This window comes from Cobetia sp. 5-11-6-3, assembly GCF_013374055.1.
Classification (GTDB): domain Bacteria; phylum Pseudomonadota; class Gammaproteobacteria; order Pseudomonadales; family Halomonadaceae; genus Cobetia; species Cobetia marina.
Genome location: NZ_BLWJ01000003.1, coordinates 37,651 through 56,130, shown reverse-complemented (window position 1 = coordinate 56,130; position 18,480 = coordinate 37,651). Strand labels below are relative to the sequence as shown.

Annotated in this window: 14 protein-coding genes and 4 tRNA genes; 13 read left to right on the top strand and 5 right to left on the bottom strand. The window is 61.5% G+C overall.

The window, feature by feature from the left end; translation table 11 throughout:
* Nucleotides 1–8: 8 nt before the first annotated feature.
* A complete protein-coding gene (mtnN, locus tag HXS66_RS06110) occupies nucleotides 9–719 on the bottom strand; it encodes a 5'-methylthioadenosine/S-adenosylhomocysteine nucleosidase (RefSeq protein ID WP_077375597.1) in 711 nt (236 codons plus the stop codon).
* Between the two features lie 79 nt (nucleotides 720–798).
* Nucleotides 799–1,668, bottom strand: coding sequence for a bifunctional methylenetetrahydrofolate dehydrogenase/methenyltetrahydrofolate cyclohydrolase FolD (gene folD / locus HXS66_RS06105; RefSeq protein WP_077374768.1), 870 nt, complete (start codon nucleotides 1,666–1,668; stop codon nucleotides 799–801).
* Between the two features lie 704 nt (nucleotides 1,669–2,372).
* Here folD and HXS66_RS06100 point away from each other — a divergent pair.
* The 10 genes from HXS66_RS06100 to HXS66_RS06055 all read left to right on the top strand — a co-directional run bounded on the left by HXS66_RS06100 (nucleotide 2,373) and on the right by HXS66_RS06055 (nucleotide 11,890).
* Nucleotides 2,373–2,449, top strand: a tRNA-Pro gene (locus tag HXS66_RS06100).
* 87 nt (nucleotides 2,450–2,536) lie between these two features.
* Nucleotides 2,537–2,613 (top strand) — tRNA-Arg (locus HXS66_RS06095).
* A 93-nt stretch (nucleotides 2,614–2,706) separates the two neighbouring features.
* Nucleotides 2,707–2,781 (top strand) — tRNA-His (locus HXS66_RS06090).
* A gap of 68 nt (nucleotides 2,782–2,849) precedes the next feature.
* Nucleotides 2,850–2,924: transfer RNA gene (locus HXS66_RS06085), tRNA-His, on the top strand.
* A gap of 314 nt (nucleotides 2,925–3,238) precedes the next feature.
* Nucleotides 3,239–4,588: a trigger factor gene (gene tig, locus HXS66_RS06080; protein WP_077374765.1), complete on the top strand. Its 1,350-nt coding sequence runs from the start codon at nucleotides 3,239–3,241 to the stop codon at nucleotides 4,586–4,588.
* A gap of 136 nt (nucleotides 4,589–4,724) precedes the next feature.
* Nucleotides 4,725–5,345 (top strand): ATP-dependent Clp endopeptidase proteolytic subunit ClpP, encoded by a 621-nt coding sequence (clpP, locus tag HXS66_RS06075; protein ID WP_065392597.1) that lies wholly within the window; start codon nucleotides 4,725–4,727, stop codon nucleotides 5,343–5,345.
* Between the two features lie 84 nt (nucleotides 5,346–5,429).
* Nucleotides 5,430–6,722, top strand: coding sequence for an ATP-dependent Clp protease ATP-binding subunit ClpX (clpX, locus tag HXS66_RS06070; RefSeq protein ID WP_077374762.1), 1,293 nt, complete (start codon nucleotides 5,430–5,432; stop codon nucleotides 6,720–6,722).
* 234 nt (nucleotides 6,723–6,956) lie between these two features.
* A complete protein-coding gene (gene lon / locus HXS66_RS06065; protein WP_176503101.1) occupies nucleotides 6,957–9,365 on the top strand; it encodes an endopeptidase La in 2,409 nt (802 codons plus the stop codon).
* 178 nt (nucleotides 9,366–9,543) lie between these two features.
* Complete coding sequence (locus HXS66_RS06060; protein WP_065392603.1) at nucleotides 9,544–9,816, top strand: HU family DNA-binding protein; 273 nt, start codon at nucleotides 9,544–9,546, stop codon at nucleotides 9,814–9,816.
* Nucleotides 9,817–10,075: 259 nt separating this feature from the next.
* Nucleotides 10,076–11,890, top strand: coding sequence for a SurA N-terminal domain-containing protein (locus tag HXS66_RS06055; RefSeq protein ID WP_176503100.1), 1,815 nt, complete (start codon nucleotides 10,076–10,078; stop codon nucleotides 11,888–11,890).
* 191 nt (nucleotides 11,891–12,081) lie between these two features.
* On the opposite strand, the gene HXS66_RS06050 is transcribed toward HXS66_RS06055, so the two are convergent.
* Nucleotides 12,082–13,038 carry a LysR family transcriptional regulator gene (locus HXS66_RS06050; protein WP_167592974.1) on the bottom strand — a complete coding sequence of 319 codons (957 nt, stop codon included), beginning with the start codon at nucleotides 13,036–13,038 and terminating at the stop codon, nucleotides 12,082–12,084.
* A gap of 263 nt (nucleotides 13,039–13,301) precedes the next feature.
* Here HXS66_RS06050 and HXS66_RS06045 point away from each other — a divergent pair, with 263 nt between their 5' ends.
* The 3 genes from HXS66_RS06045 (at nucleotide 13,302) to HXS66_RS06035 (ending at nucleotide 17,263) form a co-directional block, all read left to right on the top strand.
* Entirely contained in the window at nucleotides 13,302–14,300 is a 999-nt protein-coding gene (locus tag HXS66_RS06045; protein ID WP_176503099.1) for an NADP-dependent oxidoreductase, read from the top strand.
* Between the two features lie 342 nt (nucleotides 14,301–14,642).
* Nucleotides 14,643–15,794 carry an iron-containing alcohol dehydrogenase gene (locus HXS66_RS06040; RefSeq protein WP_084208106.1) on the top strand — a complete coding sequence of 384 codons (1,152 nt, stop codon included), beginning with the start codon at nucleotides 14,643–14,645 and terminating at the stop codon, nucleotides 15,792–15,794.
* 212 nt (nucleotides 15,795–16,006) lie between these two features.
* Nucleotides 16,007–17,263, top strand: coding sequence for a GTP-binding protein (locus tag HXS66_RS06035; protein WP_176503098.1), 1,257 nt, complete (start codon nucleotides 16,007–16,009; stop codon nucleotides 17,261–17,263).
* Nucleotides 17,264–17,292: 29 nt separating this feature from the next.
* On the opposite strand, the gene HXS66_RS06030 is transcribed toward HXS66_RS06035, so the two are convergent.
* A complete protein-coding gene (locus tag HXS66_RS06030) occupies nucleotides 17,293–17,580 on the bottom strand; it encodes a YkgJ family cysteine cluster protein (RefSeq protein WP_077374738.1) in 288 nt (95 codons plus the stop codon).
* The gene (locus tag HXS66_RS06025) at nucleotides 17,577–18,476 is read right to left on the bottom strand and encodes a 6-carboxytetrahydropterin synthase (protein WP_176503097.1); all 900 of its coding nucleotides are present in this window, start codon (nucleotides 18,474–18,476) and stop codon (nucleotides 17,577–17,579) included. The genes HXS66_RS06030 and HXS66_RS06025 overlap by 4 nt, the downstream gene beginning before the upstream one ends.
* Nucleotides 18,477–18,480 lie beyond the last annotated feature (4 nt).

Sequence of the window (18,480 nt, the reverse complement as noted above, 5' to 3'; positions counted from 1 at the left end):
GTCTGCGATCAGCTGGCGAGTCGCTTGACCATGGCATCGACCATGCGCGAGGACTGGCGTGCGGCCACGTGCAGGAATTCCTCGAAGGACTGGCTGTTGTTGTCCTTGCCGGCGATGTCGGACAGCGCACGGATGACCACGAACGGCATGTCGTAGAGGTAGCAGGTCTGGGCGATGGCGGCGGCTTCCATCTCGGCGGCCAGCATGCTCGGGAAGCGTGAGCGGGTCAGCGCGACCAGTTCCGGGTCGGACATGAAGATGTCGCCGGTGCAGATCAGGCCTTCACGCGCCTTGATCTCTCCCTGGGCCTCGACGCACTCGCGCGCGACCTTGACCAGCTCAGGGGCTGACGGGTAGGCCGCCGGCATCTGCGGCACCTGTCCGTGCTCATAGCCGAAGACCACGGCATCGACATCGTGATGGCGCACTTCGCTGGAGATGACCACATCGCCGATCTCGAGATCAGACGCGAAACCACCGGCCGAGCCGGTATTGATGATGGCATCCGGCTGGTAGCGCTCGATCATCTGGCAGGCACCGACGGCGGCATTGACCTTGCCGATACCGGATTGCAGCAGCACGATCTTCATTCCGTGCAGCTGGCCGACATGGAAGGTGGAGCCGGCGTGGGTGCTGGTGGTGCTGTCTTCCAGGCGCTCGGCGAGAATGGCCACTTCCTCGGCCATGGCGCCGATGATGCCAAGAGTCTTGAGGGTCATGATGCGATCCTGAGTCAGACGCGATGAAGGCCCGTTCATGTCGGGCCTCCATCACGAGCTAGAGAGAAGGGCGAGGGGGTTACTCGGCGGTGAGGCGCGCGTCGTGCAGCTCGGCGGCGAACAGGGTGTTCTCCAGCAGCGAGGCCACGGTCATCGGGCCAACCCCGCCGGGGACCGGCGTGATCCAGCCGGCGCGCTCCGCGGCTGGCGCGAATTCCACATCGCCGACCAGCGAACCGTCCTCGAGGCGATTGATGCCCACATCGATGACGATGGCGCCGTCCTTGATCCACTCCCCCTTGACCAGGCCCGGCTTGCCCACGCCGACCACGACCAGATCCGCCTGGCGGACCTTGCTCTCAAGGTCCTTGGTGAAGCGGTGGCAGACGGTGGTGGTGCAGCCAGCCAGCATCAGCTCCAGCGCCATCGGACGGCCGACGATGTTGGACGCGCCGACGATGGTGGCGTCCATGCCGCGCACCTGCAGGCCGCTCTCGGACAGCAGCGTCATGATGCCCTTGGGCGTGCAGGGACGCATCACCGGCAGGCGCTGTGCCAGACGACCGAGGTTGTAGGGATGGAAGCCGTCCACATCCTTGTCGGTGCGGATCCGTTCGAGGATCGGGCGTGAGTCGAGGTGCTCCGGCAGCGGCAGCTGGACCAGGATGCCATCAATGCTGGCATCGTCATTCAGCGAGTCGACCAGTGCCTCAAGTTCCTGTTGGGTCGTGTCAGCAGGCAGACGGTGCTGGGTGGAGAGGATGCCTGCCTTCTCGCAAGCGCGGTGCTTGTTGCGGACATAGACCTCGGATGCCGCGTCTTCGCCGACCAGCACGACGGCAAGCCCCGGGATTCGTTCACCGGCATCGCGGCGCGCTTCGACCTGGCGGCCGACCTGTTGGCGTACGCGTTCGGCAATGGCCTTGCCATCAATCAGTTGTGCTGCCATCAGCGATCATTCCTTCTCATAGGCAAAAATGCAGGAGGGGAGAAACCGGGGACAATTTTCGCATGCCCTGTCTGGCAGTCAACGCCGAATGACGACCTTGGTCGAAAGCAGATGCAAGTATCGCCTCTTTTGGAGGCGTCTCGTGGGCAGGCAGCGGTGCTGATTGCCCACGAGTCTGGAACTCGATGTCATGAGACCACAGCTGTCGGTTCTCTCAGCCGGTTCTCTCAGCCGGTTCTCTCAGCCAGTTCTCTCTGTCAGACCTTTCTGTCAGTTTTCCAGGGATCCGTCAGACGAGGCGTTCGTGAGATGCCTGATCGGGGAAGAGAGATAGAAAGAGATAGAAAGAGGTAGAAGTAGAGGTAGAGGTAGAGGTAGAGGTAGAAAGGACGATCGACGTGATCAGCTTCGAGAAGAAGGAGAAGGAGAAGCTCAGACCCGATGGTCGGGCCACGGATGCCGCTCAGTGGAAGTGAGTCGTCACTGATTCGCCCGGTGCCAGGGTAGGGGCGAGAGTGAGGTGCCCGTATGGCGGTGGGAGCGCACCCCGCGTGTATCACTGGATGCTGACATGACAGTGGCGTGACAGCAGGAAGGGAAACGATTCTTTTGGAAAGAATTCACGTAAGGGCTTGACCGCAGACGAAAGTTCGGTAGAATACGCCTCGCATCGACGGGGTTCGACGGTCGGTTGAAGACGGTTTCGGGATATAGCGCAGTCTGGTAGCGCGCCTGCTTTGGGAGCAGGATGTCGGGGGTTCGAATCCCTCTATCCCGACCATTTGAATGCAGCACCTCGCAAGACTTCGGTCTTTCGAGACACGCATTCAAGGCTTTGTCCGGAGGTTGACTCGCAGCATCAGTTTCTGCGCCTATAGCTCAACCGGATAGAGCAACGGCCTTCTAAGCCGTAGGTTGCAGGTTCGAGTCCTGCTGGGCGTGCCATCACGATAGCGATTGTTGTCATGATGGGAATCGGATTGCTCTTCATTGAGCCTGATGATGGCGACCAGACGATGTGAAGGTGTTCATGCAGTGGTGGGTGTAGCTCAGTGGTAGAGCCCCGGATTGTGACTCCGGTGGTCGTGGGTTCGAACCCCATCATCCACCCCATTGCATGTCAGCTTGAGCAGTATCAACGAGATGGAGACGGCAGGCTTTCTGTCCAACCTCCAGAAGTGGTGGGTGTAGCTCAGTGGTAGAGCCCCGGATTGTGACTCCGGTGGTCGTGGGTTCGAACCCCATCATCCACCCCACGTCTCGATGAATATCAGGATGCTGCCTGTCCCGCTTGGGCGGGCGGCATGCCGCAAAAGGGGGAGAAGGCCAATGGCTTTCTCCCCCTTTTTTCGTGTTTTTTCGCACTGCTTCGTCTGCGATCTGACCGGGTTGACGGGCGCTCCATGCGCCTGTCAGGCGGGAGGACGGAGCAGAAAAAGGCCTGGCTCCTTGAATATCTTGGACCAAGGCACCATATGGCAGGTCATATCCGCGCTTGCCAGCGCGTGGCGGGGTTTCTACAATCTTCGCCTTTATGATTCGAACGCCACCAGTGGGTAGAGGAACTTTCATGCAAGCTTCTGTCGCAACGACTTCTCCGATCGAGCGCAAGGTCACCATCACGGTGCCGGCTTCTGAAGTCGACCAGGCCGTCAACGCCCGTCTTCTGGAAACCGCCAAGACCGTTCGTCTGAACGGCTTCCGCAAGGGCCACGTGCCGATGGCAGTGGTGCAACAGCGTTACGGCAAGGACGTGCGCAACGAGATCGTTGGCGAGATCATGCGCCAGCATTACGTGACCGCCGTCACCGAAAACGAACTGAACCCGGCTGGCTGGCCGAAGATCGATGCCACCGTCGATGAAGCCGGCAAGGATCTGGAGTTCGTCGCGACTCTGGAAATCTACCCGGAAATCGAACTGAAGCCGATCGAAGGCGCTGAAATCGAGCGTCCGCAGGCCGAAGTGACCGACGCCGACGTCGAAGAGATGATCGAGACCCTGCGCAAGCAGAATGCCTCCTGGACCGACGTCGAGCGCGCTGCCGCTGACGGCGACCAGGTCAAGATCGATTTCGAAGGCTTCCTCGGTGAAGAAGCCTTCGAAGGCGGCAGCGCTGAAGGCCACGAGCTGGTGCTGGGTTCCAACAGCTTCATCCCGGGCTTCGAAGAGCAGCTGGTCGGTGCTTCTGCTGGCGACGACAAGGAAATCAAGGTTTCCTTCCCGGCTGACTACCAGGCCGAGCACCTCGCCGGTCAGGAAGCGACCTTCAAGGTCAAGGTCCACGCCGTCAAGGCTCAGGAACTGCCGGAAGTGAACGAAGAGTTCATCGCCCAGTTCGGCCTGGAAGCTGCCGATGTCGAAAGCTTCAAGGTGGAAGTGAAGAAGAACATGCAGCGCGAGCTGAAGAACGCGATCGAGAATCGCGTCAAGCAGCAGGTGCTGGCTGAGCTGACCAAGGCCAATGACATCCTCGTTCCGCAGGCACTGGCGGATCAGGAAATCGACGGCCTGAAGCGTCAGGCAGCACAGCAGTTCGGTCTGGGCGAAGACTTCGACGTCTCCCAGCTGCCGGGTGAGCTGTTCCAGGACCAGGCCGTACAGCGCGTCAAGACTGGCCTGCTGCTCAGCGAAGTCGTCAGCAGCAACGAGATGGACGTCAGCGACGAAGAGCTCAACGCTCGCGTTGAAGAAATGGCCCAGCAGTATCAGGATCCGGCTCAGGTCACCGAGTACTATGGTTCCAACGAACAGGCTCGCAACCAGCTCAAGTCCGTCCTGCTCGAAGAGAAGGCCGTTGACAAGCTGCTGACACAGGCTCAGGTTAAGGACGTTACCATGTCCTACCAGGAAGCCCTGCAGGCAGCACAGCAGCAGGAAGAAGCCGAAGAAGAAGCGGCAGAAGCAGAAGAGCAGGCCTGATACCTGTCTGCTGACCTAGCGTGCTGACTTTCTGCATGTGATTCCAGGACCCGGCTACGGCCGGGTCTCTGGTCAGTGGGCAGGGTAAAGTGGCATGCTCAATGGATATCAATGTCATCGGATGAAGGAAGCCCCCATGAACGACTTCGACATCAAGAATGCAGGCGGTCTGGTTCCGATGGTTGTCGAGCAGAATGCTCGCGGCGAACGGGCCTATGACATCTATTCCCGCCTGCTGAAGGAACGGGTGATCTTCCTTGTGGGCCCGGTTGAGGATTACATGGCCAATCTGGTCGTGGCTCAGCTGTTGTTCCTCGAGTCTGAAAACCCGGACAAGGACATCCATCTGTACATCAACTCGCCGGGTGGCTCCGTGACTGCAGGGATGGCGATCTACGACACCATGCAGTTCATCAAGCCCGACGTGTCCACCGTATGCATCGGCCAGGCGGCCAGCATGGGGGCACTGTTGCTGGCAGGCGGTGCCGCTGACAAGCGTTACGCGCTGCCCAATTCTCGTGTGATGATTCACCAGCCGCTGGGTGGCTACCAGGGCCAGGCAACGGACATCGAGATCCACACCAAGGAAATCCTGACCATTCGCGAGAAGCTGAACCGCATTCTCGCGCATCATACGGGTCAGGACTTCGACACCATCGCCAACGATACGGACCGTGACAACTTCATGGCCGCCAATCAGGCGATGGAGTACGGCCTGATCGACGCCGTGCTGGAACGCCGTCCGGACGTGGAATGATCCACGCACACGGCTGACCTGACGTCGGTAAACATGCATTTCCGGTGACTCCCCGGGGAGTCACCGCCATTGAGAGGTACGCGAATGGCTGACGGCAAAGGCAAGGACGAGAACGGCAAACTGCTGTACTGCTCCTTCTGTGGCAAGAATCAGAATGAAGTGCGCAAGCTGATCGCGGGACCTTCCGTCTACATCTGCGACGAATGTGTCGATCTGTGCAATGACATCATTCGCGAAGAGGTCCTCGAAGCCGACGCCGAAGGTGATGATGATCGCCTGCCGGCGCCGCGTGAGATTCGCTCGACTCTCGACGACTACGTGATCGGTCAGGACCGCGCCAAGCGCGTGTTGTCCGTCGCGGTGTACAACCACTACAAGCGTCTGCGTGCCGGTCAGAAGGCAGCGGACGAAGTGGAGCTGGGCAAGTCCAACATTCTGCTCATCGGCCCGACCGGTAGCGGCAAGACGCTGCTGGCCGAGACGCTGGCACGCCTGTTGAACGTTCCCTTCACCATCGCGGATGCGACCACCCTGACCGAAGCGGGTTACGTCGGTGAGGATGTCGAGAACATCATCCAGAAGCTGTTGCAGAAGTGCGATTACGATGTCGAGAAGGCCGAACGCGGCATTGTCTACATCGATGAGATCGACAAGATCTCCCGCAAGTCTGACAACCCTTCCATTACCCGTGATGTCTCGGGTGAAGGTGTGCAGCAGGCACTGCTGAAGCTGATCGAGGGCACCACTGCCTCGGTGCCGCCGCAGGGCGGGCGCAAGCATCCTCAGCAGGAGTTCCTGCAGGTCAACACGGCCAACATCCTGTTCATCGTCGGCGGTGCATTCGCCGGTCTGGACAAGGTGATCCGTGAGCGCGCCGAGAAGGGTGGCATCGGCTTCAATGCCGAGGTCAAGAGCAAGCAGGACGAGAAGACGGTTGGTCGCGTACTGGCGGATGTCGAGCCGAGCGATCTGGTCAAGTTCGGTCTCATCCCCGAGTTCGTCGGGCGTCTGCCGGTCATCGCGACATTGACCGAGCTGGACGAGGACGCGCTGGTACAGATCCTGACCGAGCCGAAGAACTCGCTGGTCAAGCAGTACTCGCGCCTGTTCGAGATGGAAGATGTCGAGCTGGACCTGCGTGAAGACGCACTGCGTGCCGTGGCTCGCAAGGCCATCGAGCGTCGTACCGGCGCACGTGGTCTGCGCTCGATTCTCGAGGGCGTGCTGCTCGATACCATGTATGACATTCCCTCGGAAGAGAATGTCAGCAAGGTGGTAGTGGATGAGTCAGTGATTGCCGGCGACAGCAAGCCGCTGCTGATCTACTCCCAGAGCGAAGAGAAGAGTCAGGGCAAGGTGGCCGGCAAGGACGGCTGAAGCGTCCAGGCCTGAGTCGCACCAACGGGGGGCCGCAAGGCCCCCCGTTGCGTTTGCCTTCGTCACTCGCCTCTCTGGCAATGTTCCTCATGACTCGCGTGCGGCTTCATTCAGCGTTGAGTTACCGCCCATGCGTCTCAGGATCATTGCAAAATCATGACCTTGCCCCCATGGTCTCTGTATCAGAGAGCCGTGTGAGGCGGCCCACCCACAGAATACCGAGGAACGTCTGCCATGGAGCAGAACGATGATCAGACCCTGACACTTCCGCTGCTGCCGCTGCGGGATGTGGTGGTCTATCCCCAGATGGTGATTCCGCTGTTCGTCGGCCGGGAAAAGTCGATCCAGGCCCTCGAAGTGGCCATGGAAGGCGACAAGAAGATCCTGCTTGCGGCACAGCGTGAAGCCAGCCAGGACGACCCGACTGCCGAGGATCTCTTCGCGATCGGGACCGTCGCCGACATCATGCAGTTGCTCAAGCTTCCCGATGGCACCGTCAAGGTGCTCATCGAGGGCAGCTCACGCGCCGATATCCAGGCGATTCGTCTGCATGTCGACGGTCACAGCATCGCCGATGTCGTGCTGCGTGACAGCCAGCCGCTGTCCGAGCGCGAGCAGGAGACCCTGGTACGCGTTCTGCTCAACCAGTTCGAGCAGTACGTCAAGCTGTCCAAGAAGGTGCCCAATGAAGTGCTGGGCAGCCTGCAGGGCATCGAGGACCCGAGTCGCCTGGTGGATACCATCAGTGCCCACCTGTCACTGGGCATCGATGACAAGCAGGCGCTGCTCGAGATGGACAAGGTGCGCGACCGCATCGAGCACCTGATGACGCTGATCGAAGCCGAGATCGACCTGCTGCAGGTCGAGAAGCGCATTCGTACTCGCGTCAAGGAGCAGATGGAGAAGTCGCAGCGCGAGTACTATCTCAATGAGCAGATGAAGGCCATCCAGAAGGAGATGGGTGAGCTGGATGACGTGCCCAATGAGGTCGAGCAGTATGAGCGTCGCATCAAGGACGCCGGCATGCCCAAGGACGCCGAGGAAAAGGCCAATCAGGAGCTCAACAAGCTCAAGATGATGGGCCCGACGTCCGCCGAGGCGACCGTGGTGCGCACCTACCTGGACTGGCTGTGCGACGTGCCCTGGAAGAAGCGCACCCGCGTGCGTCACGACATTGATCACGCCGCCAGGGTGCTCGATGAGGACCATTACGGTCTCGACGAGGTCAAGGAACGCATCCTCGAGTATCTCGCCGTGCAGAAGCGCGTCAAGAAGCTCAAGGGGCCGGTGCTGTGTCTGGTAGGACCGCCGGGTGTCGGCAAGACGTCGCTGGGCAAGTCCATCGCTCGCGCCACCAATCGCCAGTACACTCGCATGGCGCTGGGTGGCGTGCGGGATGAATCCGAGATCCGTGGCCACCGTCGCACCTACATCGGCGCCTTGCCGGGCAAGATCATCCAGCGCATGACCAAGACCGGCGTCAAGAATCCGCTGGTGCTGCTCGACGAGATCGACAAGCTGGGCATGGATCACCGTGGTGATCCGGCCTCGGCGCTGCTTGAGGTGCTGGACCCGGAGCAGAACGACAAGTTCGCCGATCACTACCTCGAACTGGATTACGATCTGTCCGAGACCCTGTTCATCTGTACCTCGAACTCGATGAACATTCCGGGGCCGCTGCGTGATCGCATGGAGATCATCCGTCTGCCGGGGTACACCGAAGACGAGAAGCTGGCCATCGCGATGCGCTACCTGGCCCCCAAGCAGCTCAAGGCCAATGGCCTGAAGCCGGGCGAGCTGACCTTCAGTGAAGCCTCCGTGCTCGAGCTGATTCGTTACTATTCGCGTGAAGCCGGTGTGCGTGAGCTGGAACGCCAGATCGCCAAGGTCTGCCGCAAGATCGTGCGCGAGCGCGTGGTCGCCGAGGCCAAGGAAGGTGCGCTGTCTTCCATGCACCTCGAGGCCGAGCAGGTCGAGCATTACGCGGGTGTCCGCAAGTACAGCTTCGGTCTCGCGGATGCCGAGGACCAGATCGGGCGCGTGACGGGCCTGGCCTGGACGTCCGTCGGCGGTGAGCTGCTGACCATCGAGTCGGTGGTCACGCCCGGCAAGGGCCGTGTCAGCAAGACAGGCTCGCTGGGCGACGTGATGAAGGAGTCGGTCAGTGCAGCGCATACCGTCGTGCGCGCACGCGCCGAGTCCTTCGGTATCGAGGCTGAACGCTTCGAGAAGGAAGACCTGCACATTCACGTGCCGGAAGGTGCCACGCCGAAGGACGGCCCCAGTGCGGGGGCTGCCATGGTCACCGCGATGGTGTCCGCTTACTGTGGGCGCCCCGTGCGCTGTGATGTGGCGATGACCGGTGAGGTCAACCTGCGCGGCGAAGTCATGCCGATCGGCGGCCTCAAGGAGAAATTGCTGGCAGCGCGACGCGGTGGTATAAAGCTCGTATTGATTCCCGAAGAGAATCGCCGTGATCTCAAGGAGGTCCCGGACACCATCAAGGATGCATTGGACATTCGCCCAGTGCGTTGGATCGATGAAGTTCTTGAGGTGGCTCTGGCGGAAAAGTCTTCAAGTGAGCCGGATGAATCTCGACAGGACGATGCCAGTGGTCGTCAGTCAGTCATCAGTACACATTGATGGATATTTCTGGCCATGCCGTTGTCGAAACGGCGGCGTGGTGCGGTTTTGCGCGTGAGGTTGCTTGACAGTCGTTTGAGGGCGTTGCTATAAACTCCGCTTCGTCGCGATCGCGTTTAGCACCCGTAATTTTCGCGCTGATTTCTGGTAATTTTTTTGCAAATTCAAGGGGTGAAGAGTGAATAAATCCGAGCTGATCGAAGCCATTGCTGCATCTGCCGATATTCCGAAAGCAGCAGCTAGCCGTGCACTCGATGCGATGGTCGACACCGTCACTGATAGCCTGAAGAAAGGTGAGACCGTGGCACTGGTCGGGTTCGGCACCTTTACTGTCAAGGAGCGCGCTGCTCGTACTGGCCGTAACCCGCAGACTGGCGATCCGATCGAAATCAGTGCTGCCAAGGTGCCGAGCTTCAAGGCTGGCAAGGCACTGAAAGACGCCGTCAACTGAGGTCTGCCTGCTCTTGCAGGTACCCGGTGACGTGGTGCCGCCCTGTCAGGACGTCGTTGTCTGTCAGGTCGGCACCAGGAAATCGAAGCGCATCGCCTGGCGATGCGCTTTTTTTGTGACTGATATCATGGGCAATCTGCGGTGACCCTGCTTCTGACGCTACCAAAGGCACCTGCATCTGTCGGCGTCATGCGTATAATCAACAGTCACTGATTCGCGGCCCTAGAGGCCATTTCCTTCCCTGTAGCTCGAGGCCCGCATGCTGCAACGAATTCGAGACCGGTCGCATGGCTGGGTGGCCAAGACGATCGTTGGCTTTATCGTCGTCACCTTTGCCTTCTTCGGCGTTGAGTCGATCATTGGTGCCTTCACTGGCAGCAGTGATGAGATCGCCAGCGTCAATGGCGACAAGATCAGCCGTCAGTCAGTTGAGACCGAAGTGCAACGTGCCATCCGTTCCGGACAGGTCGCTCCCGAACAGGAGCGTGAGGCACGCAATCAGATCATCACCCAGATGATCGATTCCCGTCTGCTGGACCAGTACGCTGAAGAGGGTGGATTGCACCTCTCCGAGCAACAGCTCGATCAACTGATCGTCAGCTTCCCGGAATTCCAGGATGACCAAGGCCGCTTTGACGCCGACGTCTTCCGCAATCGTCTGGCCAGCGCCGGCTACTCGCCGACGTCCTTCCGCGAGCAGTTGCGCAGCGACACCCTGCGTCAGCAGCTGACCGATGGCTTCGCTGCCAGTGCCTTCGTGCTGCCGGGCGAAGAAGAGACGCTCAGCCAGCTTCAGCGTCAGACGCGCAGTTTCCGTTACGCCACCCTGAGTCAGGCCGACCTCGAGTCGCCGGTCACCTTGAGCGAGGATGAGCTGACCGCCTGGTATGACAGCCATCAGGACAACTATCGGCGTCCGGCCCAGGTCAAGTTGGCCTATGTGCTGCTGGATCAGAATGAGCTGGCCGACGGCGGCGAGATCAGTGAAGACACGCTCAAGGCCGAATATGCCGCCAAGCGTGCCGATGCACCGCGCGAGATCGCGCATATCATGGTCGAGAAGGGCGATGATGTGGCGGCTGCGCGTGCCAAGCTCGAAGGCGCACGTGACGCACTCGCCAACGGCGAAGACTTCGCCAAGGTGGCGGCCGAGGTCTCCGAAGACAGCTCCACGGCCGAGGATGGCGGTGAGCTGGGAGTGATCACCCGCGGTATCTTCGGCGAAGACTTCGATGACGCCGCCTTCGCGCTGGATGAAGGGCAGGTCTCGGACATCGTCGATACCGGCGACAGCCTGCACCTGATCAAGGTGACCGGGCTCGATATCGCGCCGTTCGACGAAATGCGTGATGAACTGCTCACCCAGGCGCGCAAGTCAGCCTCGCGTGACACCTTCAATGAGAAGGCGCAGCAGCTCAAGGATGAAAGCTTCTCGGCGGATGATCTGGCCAGCGTTGCCGAGGATCTGGATCTTCCGCTGGAGAAGACCGACTGGGTGGCACAGGAGAATGACGACGAACTGCTGTCCGAGCCGGGCGTGATGGCGGCTGCCTTCGATGACGAAGTGCTCAAGGAAGGCTACAACAGCGATGTGATCGAACTCGACGACAGTCGCCGTCTGGTGCTGCGCGTGCTCGAGCAGCGTCCGGCCACCACGCTGGCCCTCGACGAGGTCAAGCAGCAGGTGCAGCGTGAAGCCAAGGCGGACAAGACCGCCAAGGCGCTTGAGGCATTGGCACAGACGCGCATCGAGGCGCTGCGTGAAGGCAAGTCGCTGGAAGGGATCGACTGGCGCGACGCAGACGACGTCAGCCGTCAGGGAGATTCCCAGCTGCCTGAGAATCTGGTCAAGCAGGCCTTCGCGCTGCCGCATCCCGAGGCAGTCCAGCCGGTGTATGGCAAGGCAGCCCTCAAGGGCGGCATCGCCCTGATCGCGTTGACCGATGTAGGAGAGGCCGAGCCGGGTGACATGGATCAGTTCCTGTCGCGTCTGGCGATGCGCCTGCAGGCCCAGTCAGCCGTCGAGGGGCTGCAGGAATCCTTGCGCGAGAGTGCCGATATCGAGCGCAAGTGAGCACGGAGCAACGGACGTGAGTATCGTCACGTCTCACTCGAGGCATCGCCTCCCTTGAGAATCACGTCCTGACCTCTGCCACCAGAGACCGCCACCCCATGGGGTGGCGGTCTTTTTTTGGTTCAGTGTCGGGGCAATTTCTGGTGCAGTGTCGAGTCAATCCTGCGCACATCCCCGCTGTCACGACAGTGTCACGGCGTGAGGCGTTGACGCAGCCGATGGGAGAGTTCGCGGTGGCGGGCTTGAATGCCTGTCGAGAGAGATTGACGCAGCCAGCGATGCCCGGCGTCATGATGCAGGCGTTCGTGCCACACCAGCCAGTAGGAGAAGCGGTTGATGGCGATGGGCAGCGGGCGCAGCACCAGTGGTAGCTGATCCAGCATGCTGATGGCCAGGCAGCCCGGAACGCATAGCAGCAGATCGCTATGGCAGGTGACACTGAAGGCGGCCAGGAAGTGGGGCTGGCGCATGACGACCTGCCGACTCAAGCCCAGCTCCGCCAGCTTGAGATCCACCGCACCACGCTCATCACCGCCCATGCTGATCAATTGATGGCTGGCGGCGACGAAGTCCTCCAGACTCAATGTCTCCTTCGCTGCCAGCGGGTGGTCCTTGCGCATCACGCAGACGAACTGGTCATCCCCGATCTCGCGCCCATGCACGCCGGCCGGCACCTTGGCGGTGGGCACGCACATCGCAAGCTCCGGCCCCCCTTCCTCCAGCTGTTGTTCGACATTGCCACCATAGGCCTGGATGTCCAGACGGATGCCGGGTGCCTGGTCATGCAGCGGCGCTATCTGCGGTGCCACGAAGGCGTGCATGCCATAGTCGGTGGTGGCCAGCTGGAAGCGGCGTTGGCTGTCGGCTGGCGAGAATTCGGGGGGTGCCAGCAGTGCGCCCAGCTCCTGGAGCAGGCGCGCGAGAGGCTGTCTGAGCGCCTCGGCACGTGCCGTGGGGCGCAGGCCGCGTTGCGCACGTACGAACAGGGGATCGTCAAAGGCCTCGCGCAGCCGAGCCAGGGTACGTGAAACGGCAGGTTGACTCAGGTTGAGGCGCTCCGCGGCCCGAGACACGCTGCGCGTTTCCAGCAGCGCATGCAGCGCGACCAGCGTGTTGAGGTCATGGCGAGCGAGTTCAGCCAGATGCATGGCGGGAAGTTTCCGGTGGTGAAGAGGCCCCGGACGGGGATGAAGGTGCGTATTTTCAACCACGCATGATATCAGTCTCATGCATACCGGAATTCAGTTTCTGTCATTGGTGTGATATCGGGAGCGCGAGTAATCTGGTGGGACTTCGTCGCCGGGGAACGATTGCGGCGACCTGTCGTCACACGGTCAAGGCCTCGGGCCACCTGCCTGATGACGATTCTGATCACGTGACGTTTGACCAGATCATTCGCAAGGAGCATTTCATGCAGACACGCTATTACACGATCACCGACTATCCGAAAGGCACTCCGGAACGCGACCTGTTCACCTTGCGTGAAGAGGCGCTGAGCGAGCTTGGCGAAGGAGAAGTGCGCATTCGCAATCGCTGGTTGTCCGTCGATCCCTACATGCGTGGCCGCATGAGTGGCGCCAAGACCTATATTGACCCCTTCGAGCTCAATGAGCCGCTGCAGGGTGCGGCAGTCGGTGAGGTGATCGAGTCACGCGACTCTCGCTTCAAGACCGGGGACAAGGTGCGTCACATGGGCGGCTGGCGTGATATCGCGCAGCTGTCTGGCGACCAGGTCGAGCCGCTGCCGAGCATCGACGTGCCGGAGCAGGCCTACCTGGGCGTGCTGGGCATGCCGGGCATGACAGCCTGGACCGGTCTGAACATCATCGCCGAGATGAAAGAGGGCGACAACGTGCTGGTCAGCGCGGCCTCCGGTGCGGTCGGCTCGCTCGCCGTGCAGCTGGCCAAAGCCAAGGGCGGGACTGTCGTCGGCATCGCCGGCAGCCAGGAGAAACTGGATTGGCTGAAGGCGCGCGGCGTCAAGGCGGTCAGCTACAAGGGCAAGGACGCAGAGCAGCTGACGAAAGCGCTCAAGGAGGCCTGCCCGGACGGTTTCGATGTCTACTACGAGAACGTCGGTGGTGACTGCCTGGTGGCGGCGCTCAACAACCTGAACGTCGGTGCACGCATCGCCGTCTGCGGCATGATCTCCAGCTACAACGATACCGAGGTGGCGGCGGGCCCCTCCAATATCTCGATGATCCTGATTCGCCGGGCGCGCATGCAGGGCTTCATCGTCTTTGACCACTGGGACAACTACAGCCGCTTCCTCGAAGAGGTAGGGCCGCAGGTCGCCAAGGGCGATATCGACTACGAAGAGACGGTGGAAGAGGGACTGGAACAGACGCCGGACGCCTTCCTCAAGCTGTTCACAGGCGCCAACAAGGGCAAGATGCTGGTACGTCTGTAACCTGAGACGGCAGCACTGAAGCCCCGAACACCTGACGCCTCGCGTACGCGCGGTGCTCAGGCATTCACGAAAGGCTCGCCACGGCGAGCCTTTCGCGTTTGTGAGAAGCTGTCACGTCGCGACGCGATTGGTGATTCACACGAACCAAAGACGTGCGCACTGTGCTCTACTTTCGTCGTAGATGCTGCTCTAGAATGTGCGCAACATTCGTGGGGTGGTGACGTCTTCATTTCGTTTTCGCGTCACCAGGCCCTCACGCGACACCCTGTGTCAGGTGGCGCCTGATCATGGCGGCGTTCTGCATTGCCGCCGTGCCGCCCCTGACTCTGCGAGGAGAGCATCATGCAGGACTTTACCTATCAGAACCCGACCCGCGTGCACTTCGGTGCCGGCCAGATCGCCAAGGTGCGTGACGAGATTCCCGCCGATGCCCGCGTGCTGGTCACCTATGGGGGGGGCTCCATCAAGAAGAACGGCGTGATGGATCAGGTGGAAGCGGCACTGGAGGGCCATCAGTGGTGGAGCTTCGGCGGCATCGAGCCGAATCCGAGCTATCACACCCTGCTGGAAGCGCTGGAGGTCATCAAGCGCGAGAAGGTCGATTATCTGCTGGCAGTCGGGGGAGGCAGCGTCGCCGATGGCAGCAAGTTCCTCGCGCTGGCCGCCTGTCACGCCGGTGATCCGTGGGAGATTCTCGCCGAAGGCAAGCATCCCGAGACGGCATTGCCGCTGGGAGTGGTGCTGACCCTGCCGGCCACTGGCTCCGAGTCCAACGGCAATGCCGTGGTCACCAATTACGAGACCCACGACAAGCTGCCGATGTTCAGCGAACTGGCCTACCCGCGCTTCGCGGTGCTGGACCCGGCCACCACCCTGACCCTGCCGGAGCGCCAGAGCGTCAACGGTGTCGTCGATGCCTTCGTGCACGTCAGCGAGCAGTATTTGACCTACCCGGTCAACGCGCCGGTCCAGGATCGCTTCTCCGAGGGTCTGTTGCTGACCTTGATCGAGGAAGGCCCCAAGGTACTGAGCCAGCCGGATGACCTGGCCGTGCGCGCCAACATCATGTGGGCCGCCAACCTGGGCCTCAACGGGCTGATCGGGCGTGGTGTGCCGCAGGACTGGGCCACACACATGATCGGTCACGAGATCACCGCACTGCACGGTGTCGATCATGGCCGCACCCTGACCATCGTGATGCCGGCACTGTGGGAAGAAATGTTCGAGGCCAAGCGTGCCAAGCTGGCGCAGTATGGTCGTCGTGTCTGGGGGCTGGACGGTGATGACGAAAGCGTCGCCCGCGCTGCCATCGACAAGACGCGTGAATTCTTCACCCGCATGGGCGCGCCGGTATCGTTGAGCGAAGCCGGCATCGGTGCCGACAGCATCGACCAGCTGGTCGACAACCTGGCACGTCATGGCTTCACTGCCATCGGCGAGCACGGTGACATCACGCCGGACGTGGCGCGTCGTATCCTGACCCGCGCTGCCTGATCACGCACGTCAGTCAGGGCGCAAGGCAAGCCTGAAACCCCTCGTCACCTCTGGTGGCGAGGGGTTTTGCGTATGTCCCCTTGGCGGCGGCTTGCCGATTGCCGGATTGCGTCATGTCGCAAGGCAGGATTCGCTTCACGAGACGTCGTCGCCGGGCTTATTTTGTTACTCTATAACCTTTTGCACGCCCTTCATCCTGCGGAGAATTCAGCATGTCTCTGGCTTCACGCGGCGCCGATACCGGCGACGCCTCGACGGATTTAGCACGTCACACGCGGATACCGGTGCATCTGATCACCGGCTTTCTGGGAACCGGCAAGAGCAGCTTCATCCAGGCACTGGTCGCGGCCAAGCCGGCGGATGAGCATTGGGCGATCCTGGTCAATGAATTCGGGCAGGTGGGGATCGATCAGGCGCTGTTTGCCGGACGCGAGGATGTCAGCGTCAAGGGGCTGCCCGGTGGGTGCCTGTGCTGTCAGCTGGCCTTCGTGCTGCAGGCGGGGCTGGTCAGCCTGATCCATCAGACCCGTCCTGATCGTCTGATCATCGAGCCCTCGGGGCTGGGACATCCCGCAGGGTTGATCGATGTGCTGCGCAGTGAAGGGCTGGCCTCCGCGCTTGAGCTCGAGGAAGTCATCACCCTGCTGGACCCGCGTGCACTGGACGATACCCGTACGCGTGAGCATGGCACTTTCCAGGACCAGCTGACGCTGGCGGGGGGCGTGGTGCTCAGCAAGCGGGATCTGGCGACTGATGAGCAGCTGGCGGCCGCGCATGAGTTTCTGGAAGGGATGTGGCCGCGCAAGCGCTGGGTGGGTGAGCTGGGCAGAGCCGACGGCGAAAGCCAGCCGGCCCAGGCACGCATGGATGGCCAGGAGGTCGCGCTGATCGATTGGCTGCTGCCAGCAGGGCGTGAATCCCACCGCCAGGGCGGCTTGCGCGCCAGCGAAGATCATCACGTCAGCGAAGATCGTGAGAACCAGCCCGAGATCAGCATGCCGGCTGCCCATCGCGCTGCGCGGGATAGGGCGCGTCTGGCGCAGGAGACTTCCACCAGTGAAAAGTTGTCAGCTTCAGGCGTGATGCCATTGCCCGGCGCACCGGTGATCGAGCAGGCCGAAGGGCTTGAGCATGCCAGTCTGGGATGGCGAATCGTGGCGGGCGAGGTGTTCGATCTTGATCAGCTGACCCGGTGGCTGGATGGACTGCCGCGCGACTGGCGGGTGAAGGGCATCTTTCACACGACGGAAGGCTGGCGCAGCTATAACCGTGCCAAGGGACGTGCCGAGCTTGCGCCTTCCAGCTGGCGCGAGGACTCACGACTCGAGTTGATCGCGCCGCTGGAGCAGCAGGGGCAGGAGGGGATGGCGACTGCGTTGCCGCTGGCGGATTCCCGTCAGCTGAATGCCGCCTTGCTGGCCTGTCGCAGCGAGGGTACCGCCAGGCCCTTCAATTTCTTCGGCGAGTGAGCTGAGATCTATCCCTCAGGGGGCGTCTCTCACGTCAGGCGCTCCCACTCGCCGATCAGGCGCAGGGCCTCTTCGCTTGAATTGCCACACAGCTCGATATCGAAGTCGAAGTTGCCACACACGGCCGGTCGTTGTGGCGTACCGAACAGCTTGCACAGATTCTCGTCATCCAACTGCACGCAGCGCACGCCTGCCGGCTTGCCATTGGGCATGCCGGGAATCGGGCTCGAGATGGAAGGCGCGATGCAGCACCCCCCGCAGCCGGCGCGGCAGCCGGATGCGGGAGTGGCCGCGAGGTGGTGGGCGGTCTGCGTCATGATGTGGCGGGCATTTCCTCATGCTCAGGCAGCACCAGCGGCTGGCGGGCGGTCTCTGGCGTGTGCCGCGCGATGGCGCCCTTGTTGATCCCTTCATAGGCTTCGACGCGAATGCTGTCGCCGCTGTCGAGAGCGATCTGGCGCGCCAGCCAGTCGGCGATCCACTCGATGGTGGTCGGTGTCGGCAGCAACCAGACTTGCTTGCGCGGCAGGCGAATGCGGAATCTGCCCTGCGGTGCCTCATAGCTGAACACCAGCTCACGGCCGGGACGGTCGATCAGATCGCCTTCTTCGGCCAGGTAGCGGTCATTGAGCTTCTCGGCCCACTCGGCTTCCAGTGCCGTGTCACGCACGCCATTGCGTTCGATGACCAGCGGAGAGCGGTGACCATGTGCGATACGCTGACAGTTGCCGCTGTGATGACGCAGGCCATGACTGTAGGTGTAGGCGGCACCCTCGATGCACTCATCGCGCAGACGTACGCGCAGCGCCTCGACGCGCGGCGGTAGGCGGCGCGTCAGCAGCTTCTCGAAGTGGTTGGCCAGCACCACGGTGGTGACCTCGGCCACCGGCAGCAGGCAGAAGGCCTGACGCGGACCGCGCACTTCCATGGCATAGGGCTGGGTGAAGCGCAGACACAGTCCTTCCGGGCAGTCCGTGACGCTCACGCCTTCGGCCTGACTGGGCACGATCAAGGTGTGATCGGCGTCCTGGTCGATCATGCGCTTGGCCCACGGCTTGACGTCGCCGAAGTCGAACAGCATGCCGTCATGGCCGACGGCGCCGTCCAGCTCCAGGTCCAGATGCTGACTGATGCCATGCAGGCCGCGGGTATTGCTCCACACCGAGGCATCCACCGCGGTGAGGGCCCTGACGAACAGGGTCTTGGAAGTCATTGCC

What these genes read in the sequence shown, in the direction of transcription:
- HXS66_RS06040 (WP_084208106.1), top strand. Translation starts at nt 14,643, where the DNA reads ATGCAGGACTTTACCTATCAGAACCCGACCCGCGTGCACTTCGGTGCC.
- HXS66_RS06050 (WP_167592974.1), bottom strand. Translation starts at nt 13,038, where the DNA reads ATGCATCTGGCTGAACTCGCTCGCCATGACCTCAACACGCTGGTCGCG.
- HXS66_RS06025 (WP_176503097.1), bottom strand. Translation starts at nt 18,476, where the DNA reads ATGACTTCCAAGACCCTGTTCGTCAGGGCCCTCACCGCGGTGGATGCC.
- clpP (WP_065392597.1), top strand. Translation starts at nt 4,725, where the DNA reads ATGAACGACTTCGACATCAAGAATGCAGGCGGTCTGGTTCCGATGGTT.
- HXS66_RS06030 (WP_077374738.1), bottom strand. Translation starts at nt 17,580, where the DNA reads ATGACGCAGACCGCCCACCACCTCGCGGCCACTCCCGCATCCGGCTGC.
- mtnN (WP_077375597.1), bottom strand. Translation starts at nt 719, where the DNA reads ATGACCCTCAAGACTCTTGGCATCATCGGCGCCATGGCCGAGGAAGTG.
- HXS66_RS06055 (WP_176503100.1), top strand. Translation starts at nt 10,076, where the DNA reads ATGCTGCAACGAATTCGAGACCGGTCGCATGGCTGGGTGGCCAAGACG.
- clpX (WP_077374762.1), top strand. Translation starts at nt 5,430, where the DNA reads ATGGCTGACGGCAAAGGCAAGGACGAGAACGGCAAACTGCTGTACTGC.
- lon (WP_176503101.1), top strand. Translation starts at nt 6,957, where the DNA reads ATGGAGCAGAACGATGATCAGACCCTGACACTTCCGCTGCTGCCGCTG.
- tig (WP_077374765.1), top strand. Translation starts at nt 3,239, where the DNA reads ATGCAAGCTTCTGTCGCAACGACTTCTCCGATCGAGCGCAAGGTCACC.
- HXS66_RS06035 (WP_176503098.1), top strand. Translation starts at nt 16,007, where the DNA reads ATGTCTCTGGCTTCACGCGGCGCCGATACCGGCGACGCCTCGACGGAT.
- folD (WP_077374768.1), bottom strand. Translation starts at nt 1,668, where the DNA reads ATGGCAGCACAACTGATTGATGGCAAGGCCATTGCCGAACGCGTACGC.
- HXS66_RS06045 (WP_176503099.1), top strand. Translation starts at nt 13,302, where the DNA reads ATGCAGACACGCTATTACACGATCACCGACTATCCGAAAGGCACTCCG.